Here is a 14,208-nt window from a genome sequence, read left to right as displayed (position 1 = left end):
GGGTCAGGAGCCCGCGACGGCCCTGGCATACCGCTCCGACAGCAGCTGGAGTCGGGGCAGCAGTTCGGGCGGCGACTCGACCGTGAAGTCCATCATCAGCATCCCGATGTAGGCGGCGATCGTGTCGAGGCTGTCGGCGCCGGTGACGAGGATGCAGTGTTCCTCGTCGACCGGCTCGACCACGCCGACCGCGGCGTGGATGCGGTCGAGCACGGCCTCGGCGGGCGCGTCGATGCGCAGTCGCGCGTGCACCTGCCAGCCGCTCACGGCGATGGTGCGCATGGCGAACGCGGTGTAGTCGCCCCCGGGCAACGGCTGCGGGTCGAAGCGGCGGCGCGTCGGCATCCGCGGCTCCATCCAGTCCACGCGGTACGTGCCCCATTCGCTCGTCTGCGGGTCGCGGGCCACGAGGTACCAGCGTCGCACCCAGGTGAGCAGGCGGTACGGCTCGACCAGCACGGGGCGGCCGTCGTAGTCGAAGCGCAGCCACTCCTGGTCGCGGATCGCTCCCGCGACGGCCCGCAGCACGGCAGCGTCGACCTCCGGGTCTGGCGCGTCGGTGTCGTTGTTCTCCGGCGCGCGGTCGACGCTCGTGCGCAGTGCGTCGACGGTGGGGCGCAGGTGCGAGGGGAGGACCTGTTCGAGCTTGGCGAGCGCTCTCGCGCCGGAGTCGGCGATGCCCGCGATGCCGGCGGCGGCGCGCAGGCCGACGGTCACCGCCACCGCCTCCTCGTCGTCGAGCAGCAGCGGGGGGAGCTTGCCGCCCGCCCCGAGCCGGTAGCCGCCGGTGGAGCCGCGACGGGCGTCGACCGGGTATCCGAGTTCGCGGAGGCGCTCGACGTCGTGGCGCACGGTGCGGGGTGAGACGCGGAGCCGCTGCGCGAGCTCGCTGCCGGATCGCTCCGAACCCGTCTGCAGCAGGGCGAGCAGCGCCAGGAGCCGTGCGGTCGGGTCCGCCATGAGGCCTCCGAAAGTCGCCGAATCATTAGGAACGTATCCAGCCTAATGGGCTTCTATCGTCGGAGACATGAACACCACGACCCTCGCCTTCCGCCCCTTCTCCGTCGACGTCTTCGACGCCGAGGTCGCCGACCTCCGCGACCGCCTCGCCCGCACGCGCCTGCCCCGCACCGCGCCCGTCGACGACTGGGACGCCGGCACCCCGAACCACTTCCTGCGCGAGGCGCTGACCGCGTGGCGGGAGTTCGACTGGGCTGCCGCGCAGGAGCGGCTCAACGCCCACCCGCAGTTCACCACCGAGATCGACGGCCAGACGATCCGCTTCCTCCACATCCGCTCGCGGCACGAGAACGCGACCCCGCTGCTGCTCGCACATACCTACCCTGGTTCCTCCGTCGACTACCTCGACCTCATCGACCGGCTCACCGACCCCGAGGCGCACGGCGGTCGCGCGGAGGAGGCGTTCCACCTCGTGATCCCGGATGCCCCCGGCTACGGTTTCTCGCAGCCGCTCGCCTCCGCCGGGTGGACGGTGGCGAAGGTCGCCGCCGCGTACGACCGGCTCATGCGCGGCCTCGGCTACGACAGCTACGGCATCCACGGCTCCGACAACGGCGCGATGGTCGCGCGCGAGCTCGGGCTGCTGGCGCCGGAGGGCTTCCTCGGGCTGCACGTGCTGCAGCTGTTCTCGTTCCCGTCGGGCGACCCCGCGGAGTTCGAGAAGCTCGAGCCGCAGGACTACGCGGGATTGGAGCACATGCAGTGGTTCCAGTCGGTGGGCGGCTACAACGCGATGAACGCCTCCCGTCCGCAGACCGTCGCGGTGGGCCTGAGCGATTCCCCGGTCGGGCTCCTCGCCTACAGTGAGCTGTTCACCTCCTTCGGCAACGGCACCTCGCTCGTGCCGCTGGAGAGCATCCTGCTGGAGGTGAGCGTGAACTGGTTCGCGAACGCCGCCTCGGGCATGAGCCGCAGCTACCTGGAGAACGCGCGCGCCGAGGCCGAGCCGCAGGTCAACCACGCGCGGACCGGGGTCGCGGTGTTCGCGGACGACTTCCAGACCATCCGGGTCTTCGCCGAGCGCGACAACGACAACATCGTGCACTGGAGCCGTTTCGACGAGGGCGGGCACTTCGCCGCGCTGGAGCGCCCCGATCTGCTCGCCGCCGACCTCCGGGTCTTCTTCGCCGACCCGCGCTGAGCTCGTGCCATCATCGCCCCCGCGCCCCCACGCGCGGGGGCGATCGCGTGCCGACCCTGGCGTCGGGAGCCCGGGGCTGCTACGGTCTCTCTCCGTGGGTACTCTGATTCGCTAGATCGGGACACTGCGTCGAGACGTCTTCTCCGCGGTGGGTCCTGAGCGAACGCGTCCTCTTGTGACGCGATCGAGGTCCGTTTCCCTGCGTCGTCCGACGCGTATCCGCGGTGCCGTCCGCACCGCAGCGAGGACCCCTCATGTTCCCTGTACTCCCTTCCCCTTCTCCCTCCACCGTCCCGGCGATCCGTCCGCACCGCGTGTGTGAACTGCGCGCGGCCGGCGTGCGCTTCGCCGCGCACCGGGTGCTCGACGGGATCGATCTCGTCGTCGGTCCCGCGGATCGTCTGGCGATCATCGGCGACAACGGCGCCGGCAAGTCCACGCTGCTCGAGCTGCTCGCCGGAACGCTCGCACCGACCGCCGGGGAGGCGCGGCTGCACCTCCCGGGCGGTGTGGCCCACGCCCTCCAGAATCCGGAGTTCCCGCCGGGGGCGACGGTCTCCGCGGCGATCGACGACCTGCTGGGCGACCTGCGCGCGCTGGAACGCGAGCTCGCGCGGGCCTACGAGCAGCTCGCCTCGGCCCTTCCCGCCGAGCAGGCGCAGCGCCTGGCAGCCGTATCCGACCTGCAGGACCGTTTCGAGACCAGGGCCGGCTATGACGTCGACCACCGCATCGACGTCGCGCTCGACCAGCTCGGCGTCGGAACCCTGGACCGCACGCGTCCCGTGGCCGCGCTGTCCGGCGGGGAACGTGCCCGGCTCGCGCTCGCGGTGGCACTGTCCTCCCGCGCCGAGCTGCTGCTGCTCGACGAGCCGACCAACGATCTCGACGAGCACGCGCTCGCCTGGGTCGAGGAGCGGATCGCCGCGCATCGCGGGGCCCTGGTCGTGGTGACCCACGACCGCGACTTCCTCGACCGCTTCGCGACCGCGGTCGTGCACGTGAGTGACGGCGGCATCCGCCGCTACGGCGACGGCTACGCGGGGTTCCTGCGGGCGCGGGAGACCGAGCGACGACGACTCGCGGAGCGACACGAGGCGTGGAAGGCCGAGGTCGCCCGCACCGAGGAGCTGCTCGCGACGAACGCGTTCCGCCTGGACGCGATCCCGCGCAAGCTCGAGCTCGACGGCTTCGGTCACGGCGCCTTCCGCGCCCGCAGCCGCGACCACGGCGCGGTCGGCCGCATCCGCATGGCGAAGGAGCGACTGTCTCGGCTGCGGGAGGATCCGGCGCCGCCCCCACCCGAGCCGCTGCGGTTCGTGCTGCCGGACGGCCCGGCTCCGGACGCGGAGTCGTCCGGCGAGGACGACGCCCTCGTCACGCTGCACGATGTCGTGTTCCAGGAGCCGGGCCGCCGGCTCACCGTGACCGCGTGGACCGTGACGCCGGGTGACCGCTGGCTCGTGACCGGTCCGAACGGGGCAGGCAAGACCACGCTGCTCGACCTCCTCGCGGGCGAGCTGAGCGCCGCATCGGGTTCGATCGACCGGCGCCCGGGACTCCGTGTCGCCCGGCTGCGGCAAGACGTGGGGGCGGCCGCACGCGGCTCCGCGGTGGAGGTGTTCGCGCGACGGGCGGCGGTGCCCCCGAGCGATGCCCGTGCGGCTCTGCTCGCCCACGGCCTGTTTCGCGAGGACGAGATCGAGCGCCCGGCGCGGGCCCTGTCGGTCGGGCAGCGGCGCCGGCTCGACCTCGCGATCGCGCTGGCCTCCACGTTCGACGTGCTGCTGCTCGACGAGCCGACCAACCACCTCGACCCGGAGCTGGTCGAGCAGCTGGAGCGGGCGCTCGACGACCACCCGGCCGCGGTCGTCACGGTCACCCACGACCGGCGGTGGCTGCGGCGGGCGCGCCAGCAGGGTGCCGCGGCGGTCCGTGTGACGGAGGGTGCGGCCGTGGTGGCGTCGTGACCCGGCGGCCGCGGGGGCGTGCGGTCAGCCGGTGACGGTGACCGTCGCGCCCACGTCGCCGCCCGCTTCGGCCCAGGCGAGCGAGTGCTCCAGGATCCCGCGCAGCACCGTCAGGTCCACCTGCTCCAGGTCGGAGAGGTAGAGGCAGCCGACGCCGGTGGTGTGCGGCCCGAGCCGTGCCAGGTCGTCCGCGTGCGCATCCGTCCCCTCGAAGAGGTAGATCGTGGTGGCGGCTCGGCGCGGCGCGAAGCCGAGGAGCGGGCTGTCGCCCTCGGTACCGGTCGGGTAGCGGTAGTGGCAGGAGCCGAAGCCGATGATGGTGCCCCAGGTCTGCGGCTCGCGGCCGGTGATCTCCTGCATGAGCGCGGTGAGCGTCTCCGCGTCTCGGCGCCGAGCGGCGGGGGAGGAGCGGGCGATGAGCCCGGCGACGTCGTTCCCCGTGGGCTTCACTTCGCCGCCTTGGCCGCGGCCTTCATCGCCTTCTTGTACTCGCGCACCTTCGTGAGCGACTCGGGGGAGACGATGTCGGCGACGCTGCGGTACGAGCCGTCCTCGCCGTAGGGCGCCGAGGCCTCGCGCCAGCCCTCGCCCGTGAAGCCGTACTGCTTGCCGAGCAGCGCCAGGAAGATCTTGGCCTTCTGCTCACCGAAGCCGGGCAGTGCCTTCAGGCGCTTCAGCACCTCCGCACCGTCCGGGTCGCCCGCGGTCCACAGCGCTGAGGCGTCGCCACCCCACTCGTCGACGATCGCCTGGCACAGCGTCTGCACGCGGGCGGCCATCGACCCGGGGAACCGGTGCACGGCGGGCGTCTGGCGGAACGCCTCGAGGAACTCCTCGGGTGCCATCCCCGCGATGGCCGCGGCATCGGCCGCACCGGTGCGCTGTTCGATCTTGAGCGGACCGGCGAAAGCGGTCTCCATGGGCACCTGCTGGTCGAGCAGCATCCCCACGAGCAGCGCGAGCGGGTTCTCGGTCAGCAGGGTGTCGGCGGCGGTGTCTCCGGTGATGTGAAGGGCCATGCCCCCAGTGTCCCATCCCGGGCGGATGCCGCGGGGGCGGTGGCAGGACCGTGCAGTGCAACGTCAGCGCGTATGACGCGATGTACCTCGTGCTCGCGCGCGCGGCGCAGTGCTCATTGCTGACTCTCGATGCTCGTCTCGCGGCATCCGCTGCGGATTGCGCACTGCTGCCGTAGTTCTTCGCGCATGACTGGCGTCGCCGCCTCCGGCTGAGCGGCTACGCGCTGATCCCGGGCGACCGTGCCGTCAGGCGGAGGCGGCGTCCTCGGCGGCGGGGGCCTCGGGGCTGAGGCCGTACAGGGCGGACAGCGCGGCGGCGAACTCGTCGGCCCTGCCCTCCGCGGCGAGCTCGTGGGCGCGGACGGTCGGGGTGTGCAGCAGCACGCCGACGAGGTGCCGCAGCGCCTGCTCGACCTTGCCGTCCTCGTCGCCGCGCGCACGGGCCCGGTCGATCTCGGTGTCGAGCAGCGAGAAGATGTGCGACCGCAGGGCCACGACGGAGGGGGTCACGCTCTGGCGGGCACCCACGACGTGGAAGGTGTCCGCGGCCTCACGAACGACGGTGCGGGCGGCGTCGGTCGCCTGCAGCTCCTCGAGCGGCGCGTGCAGGCGGATGGTCTCGAGGTCGAGCAGCGCCACGCCCTCCAGGGTCGCGACAGCGGGGTCGACGTTGCGCGGCATCCCGAGGTCGACCACGAGCCGGCTGTGCGAGCCCACCGGGCACCCGGCCGCGGCGAGACCGACGGGGAGCTGCAGGTGCTCCGGTCCCAGCACCGGTTCGGTGGCGGACGTGCAGGTGATGAGCAGGCTGGAGTGTGCGGCTGTGCGGGCGTAGTCCGCGGCTGCGACCGCGCGGATGCCGTGCTTCGCCGCGAAGATCTCGGCCCGACCGGAGGGCGAGTACACGGAGATGTCGACCGCGCCGCGCTCGCGTAGCGTCGCGAGGGTCACGGCCGCATAGGCGCCGGTGCCCACCAGGAGCACGCGCTCGGCGGACCAGTCGGCGATGCGGCTGTCGGCCAGTTCGAGTGCCAGGCGCACGAGCGAGCGACCGGCGCGCCCGAGCGCGGTGACGTTCTTGACCTTGCGCTGCGCCTGGCTCGCGCGCTGGAAGAGGCGCTCGAGCTCGGGGGAGGTGGTGCCGTCCTTGCGGGCCGACTTCAGGGCCCGGCGCACCTGGCCGGCGATCTCGCCCTCACCCGACACGACCGACTCGAGGCCGGAGGCGACGGAGAACAGGTGCTCGGCCACCCGGCGCCCGGCGTGGACGGTATAGGCGCCGTCGAGCTCGGCGGCCGGGATGCCCGTGGCGGACTCGACGGCTTCGAGCACGGCCTCGACGCCGATCGCGCCCGCGGCGGTCATCGGCTCGTCCATCTCGACGTACGCCTCGAACCGGTTGCACGTCGCCAGCACCACGGCACCCTGCACGCACGGCGTCATGCCCACCAGGGTGGGGGCGACGTCGTCGGGGGTGCGGCTCAGGCGTTCGAGCAGTTCGAAGGAGGCGGTCTTGTGACTCGCCGTCACACACAGCAGCACCCCTCGATTGTACCGGAGCGTTCGGACAGGCGGACTCGGCGGCCCCATAACCGGGCAATGGGAGGATGGGGGCATGGCCCTTTCCGACGCTCCGCTGCTGCGCGCCCTCACGGGTGACCGCCCCGACACGACGCCCGTCTGGTTCATGCGGCAGGCCGGCCGCTCGCTGCCCGAGTACCGGGAGCTGCGGGTGGGCACACGGATGCTCGACGCCTGCCTCACGCCCGACCTCGCGGCGGAGATCACCCTGCAGCCGGTGCGGCGGCACGGTGTGGACGCGGCGGTGTTCTTCAGCGACATCGTGATCCCGCTGCGCCTCGCCGGCGTCGAGGTGGAGATCGAGCCGGGGCGCGGGCCGGTGTTCGCGAACCCCGTGCGCACGAGGGCCGATGTCGAGCGGATCACCGCGATCGACCCGGAGTCGCTCGACGGCACGGCGATCGCGGAGGCGGTGGGCATCGTCGCGGCGGAGCTCGGCGACACCCCGGTGATCGGCTTCGCCGGCGCGCCCTTCACGCTCGCGGCCTACCTCGTCGAGGGCGGCCCGTCGAAGGAGCACCTGCGGGCACGCGGCATGATGCACGCGGACCCCGACGCCTGGCAACGTCTGGCGGGGTGGCTCGCCCGCGTCTCCCGACGATTCCTGGAGACGCAGCGCGACGCGGGTGCCGGGGTCGTGCAGCTCTTCGACAGCTGGGCCGGCTCGCTCAGCCCCGCCGACTACCGCACGTTCGTGGCGCCGCATTCGACCGCCGCGCTCGACGGCATCGGTGTCCCCACCATCCACTTCGGCGTCGGCACCGGCCCGTTCCTCGCCGACATGCGCCTGGGCGGCATCGCCGACGGGGTCGGCGTGGACTGGCGTCTTCCGCTCGACGAGGCCGCGGCGATCCTCGGACCGGACACGAGCGTGCAGGGCAACATCGACCCCGCGCTGCTCGCGGCGCCGTGGCCCGTGCTGGAGGCGCACGTGCGCGACGTCCTGGAGCGCGGTCGTGCGGCCCGCGGGCACATCGTCAACCTCGGTCACGGGGTGCCGCCCGAGACCGACCCCGACCAGCTGACGCGCATCGTCGAGCTGGTGCACGGCGCCTGAGCACGCGTCGCCCTCGGGCGCGGTGGAAGGATGGACGGCATGAGCCCTGACCCCTCCGGTGCACACCCGTCCGCGGCCGAGCCGGCCGACCTGGCCGCACGCGCCGCGGAGAAGCACGTCGTCGTGATCGGCGGGGGCATGAGTGGTCTCGTCGCCGCCCGCGAGTGCGCCAAGGTCGGCATGCGGGTCACGGTGCTGGAGGCTGCCGAGGCGCTGGGCGGTGCCCTGCGTCGCGTGGAGCTCGACGGTGTGACGCTCGATGCGGGCGCCGAGAGCTACGCGACCAGGGGCGGCCTCGTCCGCGCCCTGGTCGACGAGCTCGGACTCGCGGATCGGGTCGTGCCCCCTCGCGCGGGCGGCGCCTGGCTCTCCGGCATCCCCGGCACGGGTGCGGCTCCCCTCCCGGTGGGCGGGGTCCTCGGCATTCCCGGCAACCCGTTCCAGGACGACGTGCGGCGCATCATCGGATGGTCGGGGGCATGGCGCGCCTACCTCGACCGCGTGCGGCCGCCGCTGACCATCGGCCACGAGCTGAGCCTCGGGCGGCTCGTCGCCTCCCGCATGGGCCCGAAGGTGCGCGACCGCCTGGTCGCCCCGGTCACGACGGGCGTGTACTCCGCGTCGCCCGACGACGTGGACATCGACGTGGCCGCCCCGGGGCTGAACGCCGCCCTGACCCGCGTCGGCTCGCTGTCCGGCGCGGTGCTGGCGCTGCGCGGGAACGGCGGCTCCGGTGGGGCGAAGGCTCCGGGCGCCGCGGTGGAAGGCCTCCGTGGCGGCATGACCGTGCTGGTGGACGCGATCGCCGACGACCTCGCCCAGCTCGGGGCGACCGTGCGCACGGGAGTGCGGGTGCTCTCGGTCGTGTCGGAGGACGGCGGTTGGCGGGTCACGGCCGCGACGCAGCTCGACGCCCCGACGCAGACGCCGGAGCCGTGGGTTGCCGAGTCGGAGCCTCTGGCCGACGTCGTCGCGGTGACGGACGAGCCGGTGGAGGAGCTTCTCCGTGCGGACGCCGTGATCGTCGCGACCGCGGAGTCCGTGGCGCGGGAGCTGCTCGCCGACGCGGTGCCGGCGCTCGCTCTGGCCGAAGCGGCTGCGTCCCCGGAGATCGAGATCGTCACGCTGCTGCTGGATGCCCCGGCTCTGCGCAGCGTGCCGCGTGGCACCGGGGTGCTCACGGTGCCCGGGAGCCACACGGCCAAGGCGCTCACCCACTCGACGGCGAAGTGGGAGTGGGTGCGGGAGGCCGCGGGCGACAGGGAGGTCGTGCGGGTGTCGTTCGGCGCGCAGGGGGAGCCCGCGGCCACCGCCGCCCTCGACGACGCGGCGGCGATCGACCTCGCGCGGCGGGAGGCGGCCGCGCTGCTCGGCGTACCGCTGGAGCCGACCCAGGTGATCGCAGGGCACCGCGGACGGTTCGTGCAGTCGCAGCCCGCGTCGCTCCTCGGATCGGGGGCGCGGCGTCAGGCTGCGCGCGATGCGATCCAGGCGATCCCCGGCCTGGCGGTGGTCGGAGCCTGGGTGGCCGGGACCGGCCTCGCACAGGTGGTCCCGGATGCCACGGAGGCGTCCGATCGCCTCCGTCGCGCGCTCCTGTGGGACTGATCGGGCGACCTCCGCGCACCACGAAGCGCACAAGCGTGAGTGACGAAGGGCCCGCTGTCAACCCTCGCCGGGATTGATGCCGAAATCGGCATACGGGGTTACGCTGGGTACCTGATCGCGGCGGAGACGTCGGCGATCGGCGTCCGAACCGGACGACCACCGCCGGAACAACGTGAGGAGACCCCATGAAGGGGAAGATCGGACTCGTCGTCGGACTCGGCGTCGGCTATGTGCTGGGCACCCGTGCCGGACGCGAGCGTTACGAGCAGATCCGGACGCAGTGGCTCAAGGTCTGGAACACGGATCCCGTCCAGGACCAGGTGGAGAAGGTCAAGGACTTCGTCGGCGACAAGGCCGCGGCCGTCCCGGGTGCCGTGTGGACGGGCGCGGTGAAGATCGTGAAGTCGGTCACGGGCAACGGCACTCCCGGCCAGAAGCTCGACGCCGTGATCGCGTCGGGCAAGGAGGCCGCCGAGGAGGTCTCGGAGGCGGCGGAGGACGCGGTCGACGAGGTCAAGGAGCGTGCCGCTGCGGCTGACAAGCCCGCTGCGAAGAAGCCCGCGACGAAGCCGGCAGCGCAGAAGTCCGGCGACTGACATGCCCCGCGGATACCGGGATCGCGCCGACGACAGTCTGCTGACCCTGCTCGGGGATCTGCCCGAGCTGGTCACCAACCTCGTGAAGGCGGAGATCGACGCCGCCAAGGCGTGGGTCTCGCGCACGGCAAAGGATGCGGGGATCGGCTCGGTCTGGTTCCTCGTCGCCCTGTTCTTCCTGTTCTGGGCCGTGCCGGTGATCCTCGTGTTCGCGATCGCCGGCCTGTCGTCGTGGTGGCCCGTGTGGCTGTCGGCGATCGCCGTGTTCGGCATCCTGATCCTCGCCGTGCTGCTGTTCGCGCTGCTCGGCATCCTCAAGTTCCGCAAGGTGCTCAAGCGCCAGAACCCGGCGCAGGCCGTGGCCGAGGACATCCGAATCGTGAAGGAGGCCGGCGATGAGCACCCCTGAGTCGCTGCCGCGCACCGCCGTCCCCGCGGGCATCGTCGATCCCGTGACGTCGGCCCGCGCCGAGCTGAAGGCGGCGCTCGCCGCGATCGAGATCAAGGGCAACATCCCGCGCCGGGTGGAGAAGGCGTCGGCGCGTGCCGCGGTCAAGGCACGCGCGTTCGCCGATCGGAACCCGGTGGGCGCGGTCGCCGCGGCCGTCGGGATCGCCGCCGTCGTCGGCGGCGCCGTGTGGGCGATCGCTCGGGCCATCGCACGCTGACGGTCGGCCGTTCCTCGCGGTATTCCCCTGATTAGGGGCTTCTCCGTGAAAGGGGCAGACTGGGATCATGTCCGAAGTGCGCGAAGAGAACCCGTCCGGCTTCACCCTCTGGGCTGTGTGGCGACGCAATCCCGATGCTCCCGTCACCGAGAACGACGCCACGGAGCTCGAGTCGATCGTCTCGCACATCGAGGACTCCGGCGTCACCGTCCGTGGCTTCTACGACGTCTCCGGGCTGAAGGCTGACGCCGATCTGATGGTGTGGCTGCACGGCGACACCGCCGAGGAGCTGCAGAAGGCGCTGCGCCGCCTCCGTCGCACGGAGCTGCTGCGCTCGCTGCTGCCGGTGTGGAACGTGATGGGCGTGCACCGCGACGCGGAGTTCAACCGCTCGCACGTGCCGGGGTTCCTCCGCGGCGTCGCACCGAAGGACTGGCTCTGCCTGTACCCGTTCGTCCGCACCCCGGAGTGGTACCTGGCGCCGGAGGCTGACCGCCGCGCGATGCTCGCCGACCACGGGCGCAAGGGCGCTGCGTTCACGGGCGTCATCGCGAACACCGTCGCCGCGTTCGCGCTGGGTGACTACGAGTGGCTGCTGCCGATGGAGGCCGACGACGTGACCGACCTGGTCGACATGATGCGCGACCTCCGTTACACCGAGGCGCGGATGTTCGTGAAGGAGGAGGTGCCCTTCTACACGGGGCGCCGTCTGCGCTTCGACGAGATCGCCGACGTGCTGCAGTAACCGCACCATGAGCACCCCCATCCGTCTCGGCACCCGACGCAGCGCGCTCGCGCAGGCGCAGTCGGGCCATGTCGCCGCCGCACTCGAGAAGGTCACGGGGCGTGCCGTCGAGCTCGTCCCGATCACCAGCGAGGGCGACACCAATCGGGCGTCGCTGTCGGAGATCGGCGGTCTGGGCGTCTTCGCGACCCGGCTGCGCGAGGCTCTGCTCGCCGGCCGTTGCGACTTCCTCGTGCACTCCCTCAAAGACCTCCCGACCGCCGTGCCGGAGGGTCTCGTGATCGCCGCGACGCCCCGCCGAGAGGATGCCAGGGACGTGGTTCTCACGCGTCACGGCGCGCCCCTGCACGAGCTCGGCTCGGGCAGCACCGTCGGCACGGGCTCGCCGCGACGCATCGCCCAGGTCCGGCGCCGGGCACCGCAGGCGGAGGTCGTGGACATCCGCGGCAACGTCGATTCCCGGCTCGCGCGGGTGGCCTCGGGCGAGCTCGACGCCGTGATCCTCGCGGCCGCCGGCCTGTCGCGTCTGGGGACCGACTCGCCGCTGAAGCGCGAAGAGCTCGGGCTCGCGGAGTGGCCGACCGCGCCGGGACAGGGGTCGCTCGCGGTGGAGACCAGGGCGGACGCCCCGGAGGAGCTGCGGGAGGCGCTCTCCGCCCTCGACGATCACGACACCCGACTGGCCGTCACGGTCGAGCGCGCCATTCTCGAGGGACTCGATGCCGGGTGTCAAGCCCCCATGGCGGCGCACGCACGCGTCGAGGGCGCCGAGATCCGCATCAGGACGGTCGTGTACGCCCCGGACGGGGGTCGGCGGATCGGGCTCGACGTCACGGAAGCCCTGAACGGGGAGTATATTCATCGGAACGGCAGTGGCAATGGAGCGGATGCTGCCGATGGTGCAGGCCCGATGCACGCAGCGCGCGAGCTCGGGCTCGCTGTTGCCCGTCGGCTGCTCGATCAAGGGGCGGCCGACCTCGTCCCCCGAGAGCACCCCGATTTCTCATGACCACATCCGAAACCAAGCAGGACCGACCGCTGGACGGCTGGCGCATCCTCGTGCCCCGTGGCGGGCCCTGGGGCGACAGTGTCGCCGCGAGCCTGCGTGCCCTGGGCGCCGTGCCGGTCGTCGCCCCGCTCATCAACTTCGCCCCCACGACCGATCAGGACACGCTCGACCGCGCGCTGGAGCAGCTGGCCGCCGGTGAGTTCGACTGGCTGACGGTGACGAGTGCGACCACGGTCGACGTGCTGTTCGCGCATCGCGCGGTCGTGCCCAAGTCCACGAAGATCGCGGCGGTGGGCGAGACCACGGCCGCAGCGCTCCAGGCCGTGGGCTACGAGGTGGCGCTGGTTCCCGAGCAGGACAACTCGGCGCAGGGCATGGCTCAGCAGCTGATCGCGCTCGAGCAGGAGCCCCGGCGCATCCTGGCGCTGCGCAGCGAGATCGCGAAGCCGGTGCTGAGCATCATGCTGTCCGAGGCCGGGCACGACGTGCACGGTGTGGTCGCCTACCGCACGGTGGGCGTGCCGGTCACGGAGCGCATCCGTCGCGATGTGGAGAACGGCCGCATCAACGCCATCCTCATCACGAGCGGTTCGGTGGCGGAGCAGGTGCGCGAGCAGTTCCCCGACATCCCGGACGAGACCCTGCTCGCCGCGATCGGCCCGCGCACCGCGAAGGATGCCGAGCGTGCCGGTCTGCCGGTGTCGGTGGTGGCCGATCGGCAGACCATCGACGCGTTGATCGATGCCGTGTCCCAGTTCACGCTTCCGCACGCGGCAGACGAGTTCGCGCCGTGAGCTTCCCCGACATCCGCCTCCGTCGGCTGCGCCAGTCCCGCGCTGTCCGCGACCTCGTGCGCGAGACCTCGCTCGAGCCCCGTCAGCTCGTGCTTCCGCTCTTCGTGCGCGAGGGACTGACCGAGCCGGCGCCCATCGGCTCGATGCCCGGCGTGGCGCAGCACTCGCTCGACTCGTTGCGCGCCGCCGCCGTCGAGGCGGCCGAGGCCGGCGTCGGCGGGGTCATGCTGTTCGGCGTCCCGGCGGTGCGCGATGCGGTCGGCTCCGGAGCGGACGATCCGCGCGGCATCCTGAACGTCGCGACCGAGGCCCTCGCGGCCGAGGTGGGCGATGCGCTCGTGGTGCAGACCGACCTCTGCCTCGACGAGTTCACCGATCACGGGCACTGCGGGGTGCTCGCGGCGGACGGCTCGGTCGACAACGACGCGACCCTCGAGCGCTACACCTCGATGGCGTTGGCACAGGCGCGGGCCGGGTCGCAGCTGCTCGGGCTGTCCGGCATGATGGACGGCCAGGTCGCGGTGATCCGCCGGGCGCTCGACGCCGAGGGCTTCACCGACACGCTGATCCTGGCGTACGCGGCCAAGTACGCGAGCGCCTTCTACGGCCCGTTCCGTGAGGCCGTGGACTCCCAGCTGACCGGCGACCGGCGCACGTATCAGCTCGATCCGGGCAACCGCCGCGAGGGCGTGCGGGAGGCGCTGGTCGACGAGCAGGAGGGCGCCGACATCGTCATGGTCAAGCCGGCGATGGCGTTCCTCGACGTGCTGCGCGAGGTGCGCGACGCCGTGACCGTGCCCGTGTGGGCGTATCAGGTGTCCGGCGAGTACGCGATGGTCGAGGCCGCCGCGGCCAACGGCTGGATCGACCGCCGGGCGGCGATCCTCGAGTCGCTGCTGTCGATCCGGCGCGCGGGCGCCGACGCCGTGCTGACCTACTGGGCGACCGACGCCGCCCGCTGGCTTCGCGGCTGACCGCCCCGCGGCGTCACCGCGCGGAC

Annotated in this window: 15 protein-coding genes; 11 read left to right on the top strand and 4 right to left on the bottom strand. The window is 72.5% G+C overall.

Going from position 1 to position 14,208, the window contains the following annotated elements; genetic code table 11:
• Nucleotides 1-3: 3 nt before the first annotated feature.
• On the bottom strand, nt 4-960 hold the full coding sequence (locus ACFWCH_RS03355) for a YafY family protein (RefSeq protein WP_247637875.1): 957 nt from the start codon (nt 958-960) through the stop codon (nt 4-6).
• 67 nt (nt 961-1,027) lie between these two features.
• On the opposite strand from ACFWCH_RS03355, the gene ACFWCH_RS03350 reads away from it, so the two are divergent.
• Both ACFWCH_RS03350 and ACFWCH_RS03345 read left to right on the top strand, forming a co-directional pair.
• Complete coding sequence (locus tag ACFWCH_RS03350; RefSeq protein WP_247637874.1) at nt 1,028-2,161, top strand: epoxide hydrolase family protein; 1,134 nt, start codon at nt 1,028-1,030, stop codon at nt 2,159-2,161.
• A gap of 254 nt (nt 2,162-2,415) precedes the next feature.
• The gene (locus tag ACFWCH_RS03345; protein WP_247637873.1) at nt 2,416-4,131 is read left to right on the top strand and encodes an ABC-F family ATP-binding cassette domain-containing protein; all 1,716 of its coding nucleotides are present in this window, start codon (nt 2,416-2,418) and stop codon (nt 4,129-4,131) included.
• Between the two features lie 24 nt (nt 4,132-4,155).
• On the opposite strand, the gene ACFWCH_RS03340 is transcribed toward ACFWCH_RS03345, so the two are convergent.
• From ACFWCH_RS03340 to ACFWCH_RS03330, 3 genes are all read right to left on the bottom strand, one after another.
• Nucleotides 4,156-4,581: a DUF1801 domain-containing protein gene (locus tag ACFWCH_RS03340; RefSeq protein ID WP_247637872.1), complete on the bottom strand. Its 426-nt coding sequence runs from the start codon at nt 4,579-4,581 to the stop codon at nt 4,156-4,158.
• Nucleotides 4,578-5,150, bottom strand: a complete 573-nt coding sequence (locus ACFWCH_RS03335; protein WP_136030746.1) for an HhH-GPD-type base excision DNA repair protein — start codon at nt 5,148-5,150, stop codon at nt 4,578-4,580. Before ACFWCH_RS03335 ends, ACFWCH_RS03340 begins: the two co-directional genes overlap by 4 nt.
• A gap of 246 nt (nt 5,151-5,396) precedes the next feature.
• Entirely contained in the window at nt 5,397-6,692 is a 1,296-nt protein-coding gene (locus ACFWCH_RS03330; RefSeq protein ID WP_378802901.1) for a glutamyl-tRNA reductase, read from the bottom strand.
• A 73-nt stretch (nt 6,693-6,765) separates the two neighbouring features.
• On the opposite strand from ACFWCH_RS03330, the gene hemE reads away from it, so the two are divergent.
• The 9 genes from hemE to hemB all read left to right on the top strand — a co-directional run bounded on the left by hemE (nt 6,766) and on the right by hemB (nt 14,182).
• Nucleotides 6,766-7,788, top strand: a complete 1,023-nt coding sequence (hemE, locus tag ACFWCH_RS03325) for a uroporphyrinogen decarboxylase (RefSeq protein WP_378802900.1) — start codon at nt 6,766-6,768, stop codon at nt 7,786-7,788.
• A 39-nt stretch (nt 7,789-7,827) separates the two neighbouring features.
• The gene (locus ACFWCH_RS03320; RefSeq protein WP_378802899.1) at nt 7,828-9,396 is read left to right on the top strand and encodes a protoporphyrinogen/coproporphyrinogen oxidase; all 1,569 of its coding nucleotides are present in this window, start codon (nt 7,828-7,830) and stop codon (nt 9,394-9,396) included.
• A gap of 185 nt (nt 9,397-9,581) precedes the next feature.
• A complete protein-coding gene (locus ACFWCH_RS03315) occupies nt 9,582-9,992 on the top strand; it encodes a hypothetical protein (RefSeq protein ID WP_136036608.1) in 411 nt (136 codons plus the stop codon).
• Between the two features lies 1 nt (nt 9,993).
• Nucleotides 9,994-10,401, top strand: a complete 408-nt coding sequence (locus tag ACFWCH_RS03310) for a phage holin family protein (RefSeq protein WP_136030735.1) — start codon at nt 9,994-9,996, stop codon at nt 10,399-10,401.
• On the top strand, nt 10,388-10,660 hold the full coding sequence (locus tag ACFWCH_RS03305; RefSeq protein WP_136036607.1) for a hypothetical protein: 273 nt from the start codon (nt 10,388-10,390) through the stop codon (nt 10,658-10,660). The genes ACFWCH_RS03310 and ACFWCH_RS03305 overlap by 14 nt, the downstream gene beginning before the upstream one ends.
• Nucleotides 10,661-10,727: 67 nt before the next feature.
• A complete protein-coding gene (gene hemQ / locus ACFWCH_RS03300) occupies nt 10,728-11,405 on the top strand; it encodes a hydrogen peroxide-dependent heme synthase (protein WP_206252488.1) in 678 nt (225 codons plus the stop codon).
• 7 nt (nt 11,406-11,412) lie between these two features.
• A complete protein-coding gene (gene hemC, locus ACFWCH_RS03295; protein ID WP_136036605.1) occupies nt 11,413-12,414 on the top strand; it encodes a hydroxymethylbilane synthase in 1,002 nt (333 codons plus the stop codon).
• Nucleotides 12,411-13,208, top strand: coding sequence for a uroporphyrinogen-III synthase (locus ACFWCH_RS03290; RefSeq protein WP_136030727.1), 798 nt, complete (start codon nt 12,411-12,413; stop codon nt 13,206-13,208). The genes hemC and ACFWCH_RS03290 overlap by 4 nt, the downstream gene beginning before the upstream one ends.
• The gene (hemB, locus tag ACFWCH_RS03285; RefSeq protein WP_378802898.1) at nt 13,205-14,182 is read left to right on the top strand and encodes a porphobilinogen synthase; all 978 of its coding nucleotides are present in this window, start codon (nt 13,205-13,207) and stop codon (nt 14,180-14,182) included. Before ACFWCH_RS03290 ends, hemB begins: the two co-directional genes overlap by 4 nt.
• Nucleotides 14,183-14,208 lie beyond the last annotated feature (26 nt).

It is taken from the genome of Microbacterium sp. NPDC060132, assembly GCF_042729675.1.
Classification (GTDB): domain Bacteria; phylum Actinomycetota; class Actinomycetes; order Actinomycetales; family Microbacteriaceae; genus Microbacterium; species Microbacterium sufflavum.
This window is presented reverse-complemented; position numbering and strand designations above follow the sequence as displayed.

Bases quoted from the DNA above. Each gene is read 5' to 3' on its own strand.
- ACFWCH_RS03290 (WP_136030727.1), top strand. From the start codon at position 12,411: ATGACCACATCCGAAACCAAGCAGGACCGACCGCTGGACGGCTGGCGC.
- hemE (WP_378802900.1), top strand. From the start codon at position 6,766: ATGGCCCTTTCCGACGCTCCGCTGCTGCGCGCCCTCACGGGTGACCGC.
- ACFWCH_RS03335 (WP_136030746.1), bottom strand. From the start codon at position 5,150: ATGGCCCTTCACATCACCGGAGACACCGCCGCCGACACCCTGCTGACC.
- ACFWCH_RS03310 (WP_136030735.1), top strand. From the start codon at position 9,994: ATGCCCCGCGGATACCGGGATCGCGCCGACGACAGTCTGCTGACCCTG.
- ACFWCH_RS03355 (WP_247637875.1), bottom strand. From the start codon at position 960: ATGGCGGACCCGACCGCACGGCTCCTGGCGCTGCTCGCCCTGCTGCAG.
- ACFWCH_RS03320 (WP_378802899.1), top strand. From the start codon at position 7,828: ATGAGCCCTGACCCCTCCGGTGCACACCCGTCCGCGGCCGAGCCGGCC.
- hemC (WP_136036605.1), top strand. From the start codon at position 11,413: ATGAGCACCCCCATCCGTCTCGGCACCCGACGCAGCGCGCTCGCGCAG.
- ACFWCH_RS03350 (WP_247637874.1), top strand. From the start codon at position 1,028: ATGAACACCACGACCCTCGCCTTCCGCCCCTTCTCCGTCGACGTCTTC.
- ACFWCH_RS03315 (WP_136036608.1), top strand. From the start codon at position 9,582: ATGAAGGGGAAGATCGGACTCGTCGTCGGACTCGGCGTCGGCTATGTG.
- ACFWCH_RS03345 (WP_247637873.1), top strand. From the start codon at position 2,416: ATGTTCCCTGTACTCCCTTCCCCTTCTCCCTCCACCGTCCCGGCGATC.
- ACFWCH_RS03305 (WP_136036607.1), top strand. From the start codon at position 10,388: ATGAGCACCCCTGAGTCGCTGCCGCGCACCGCCGTCCCCGCGGGCATC.
- hemQ (WP_206252488.1), top strand. From the start codon at position 10,728: ATGTCCGAAGTGCGCGAAGAGAACCCGTCCGGCTTCACCCTCTGGGCT.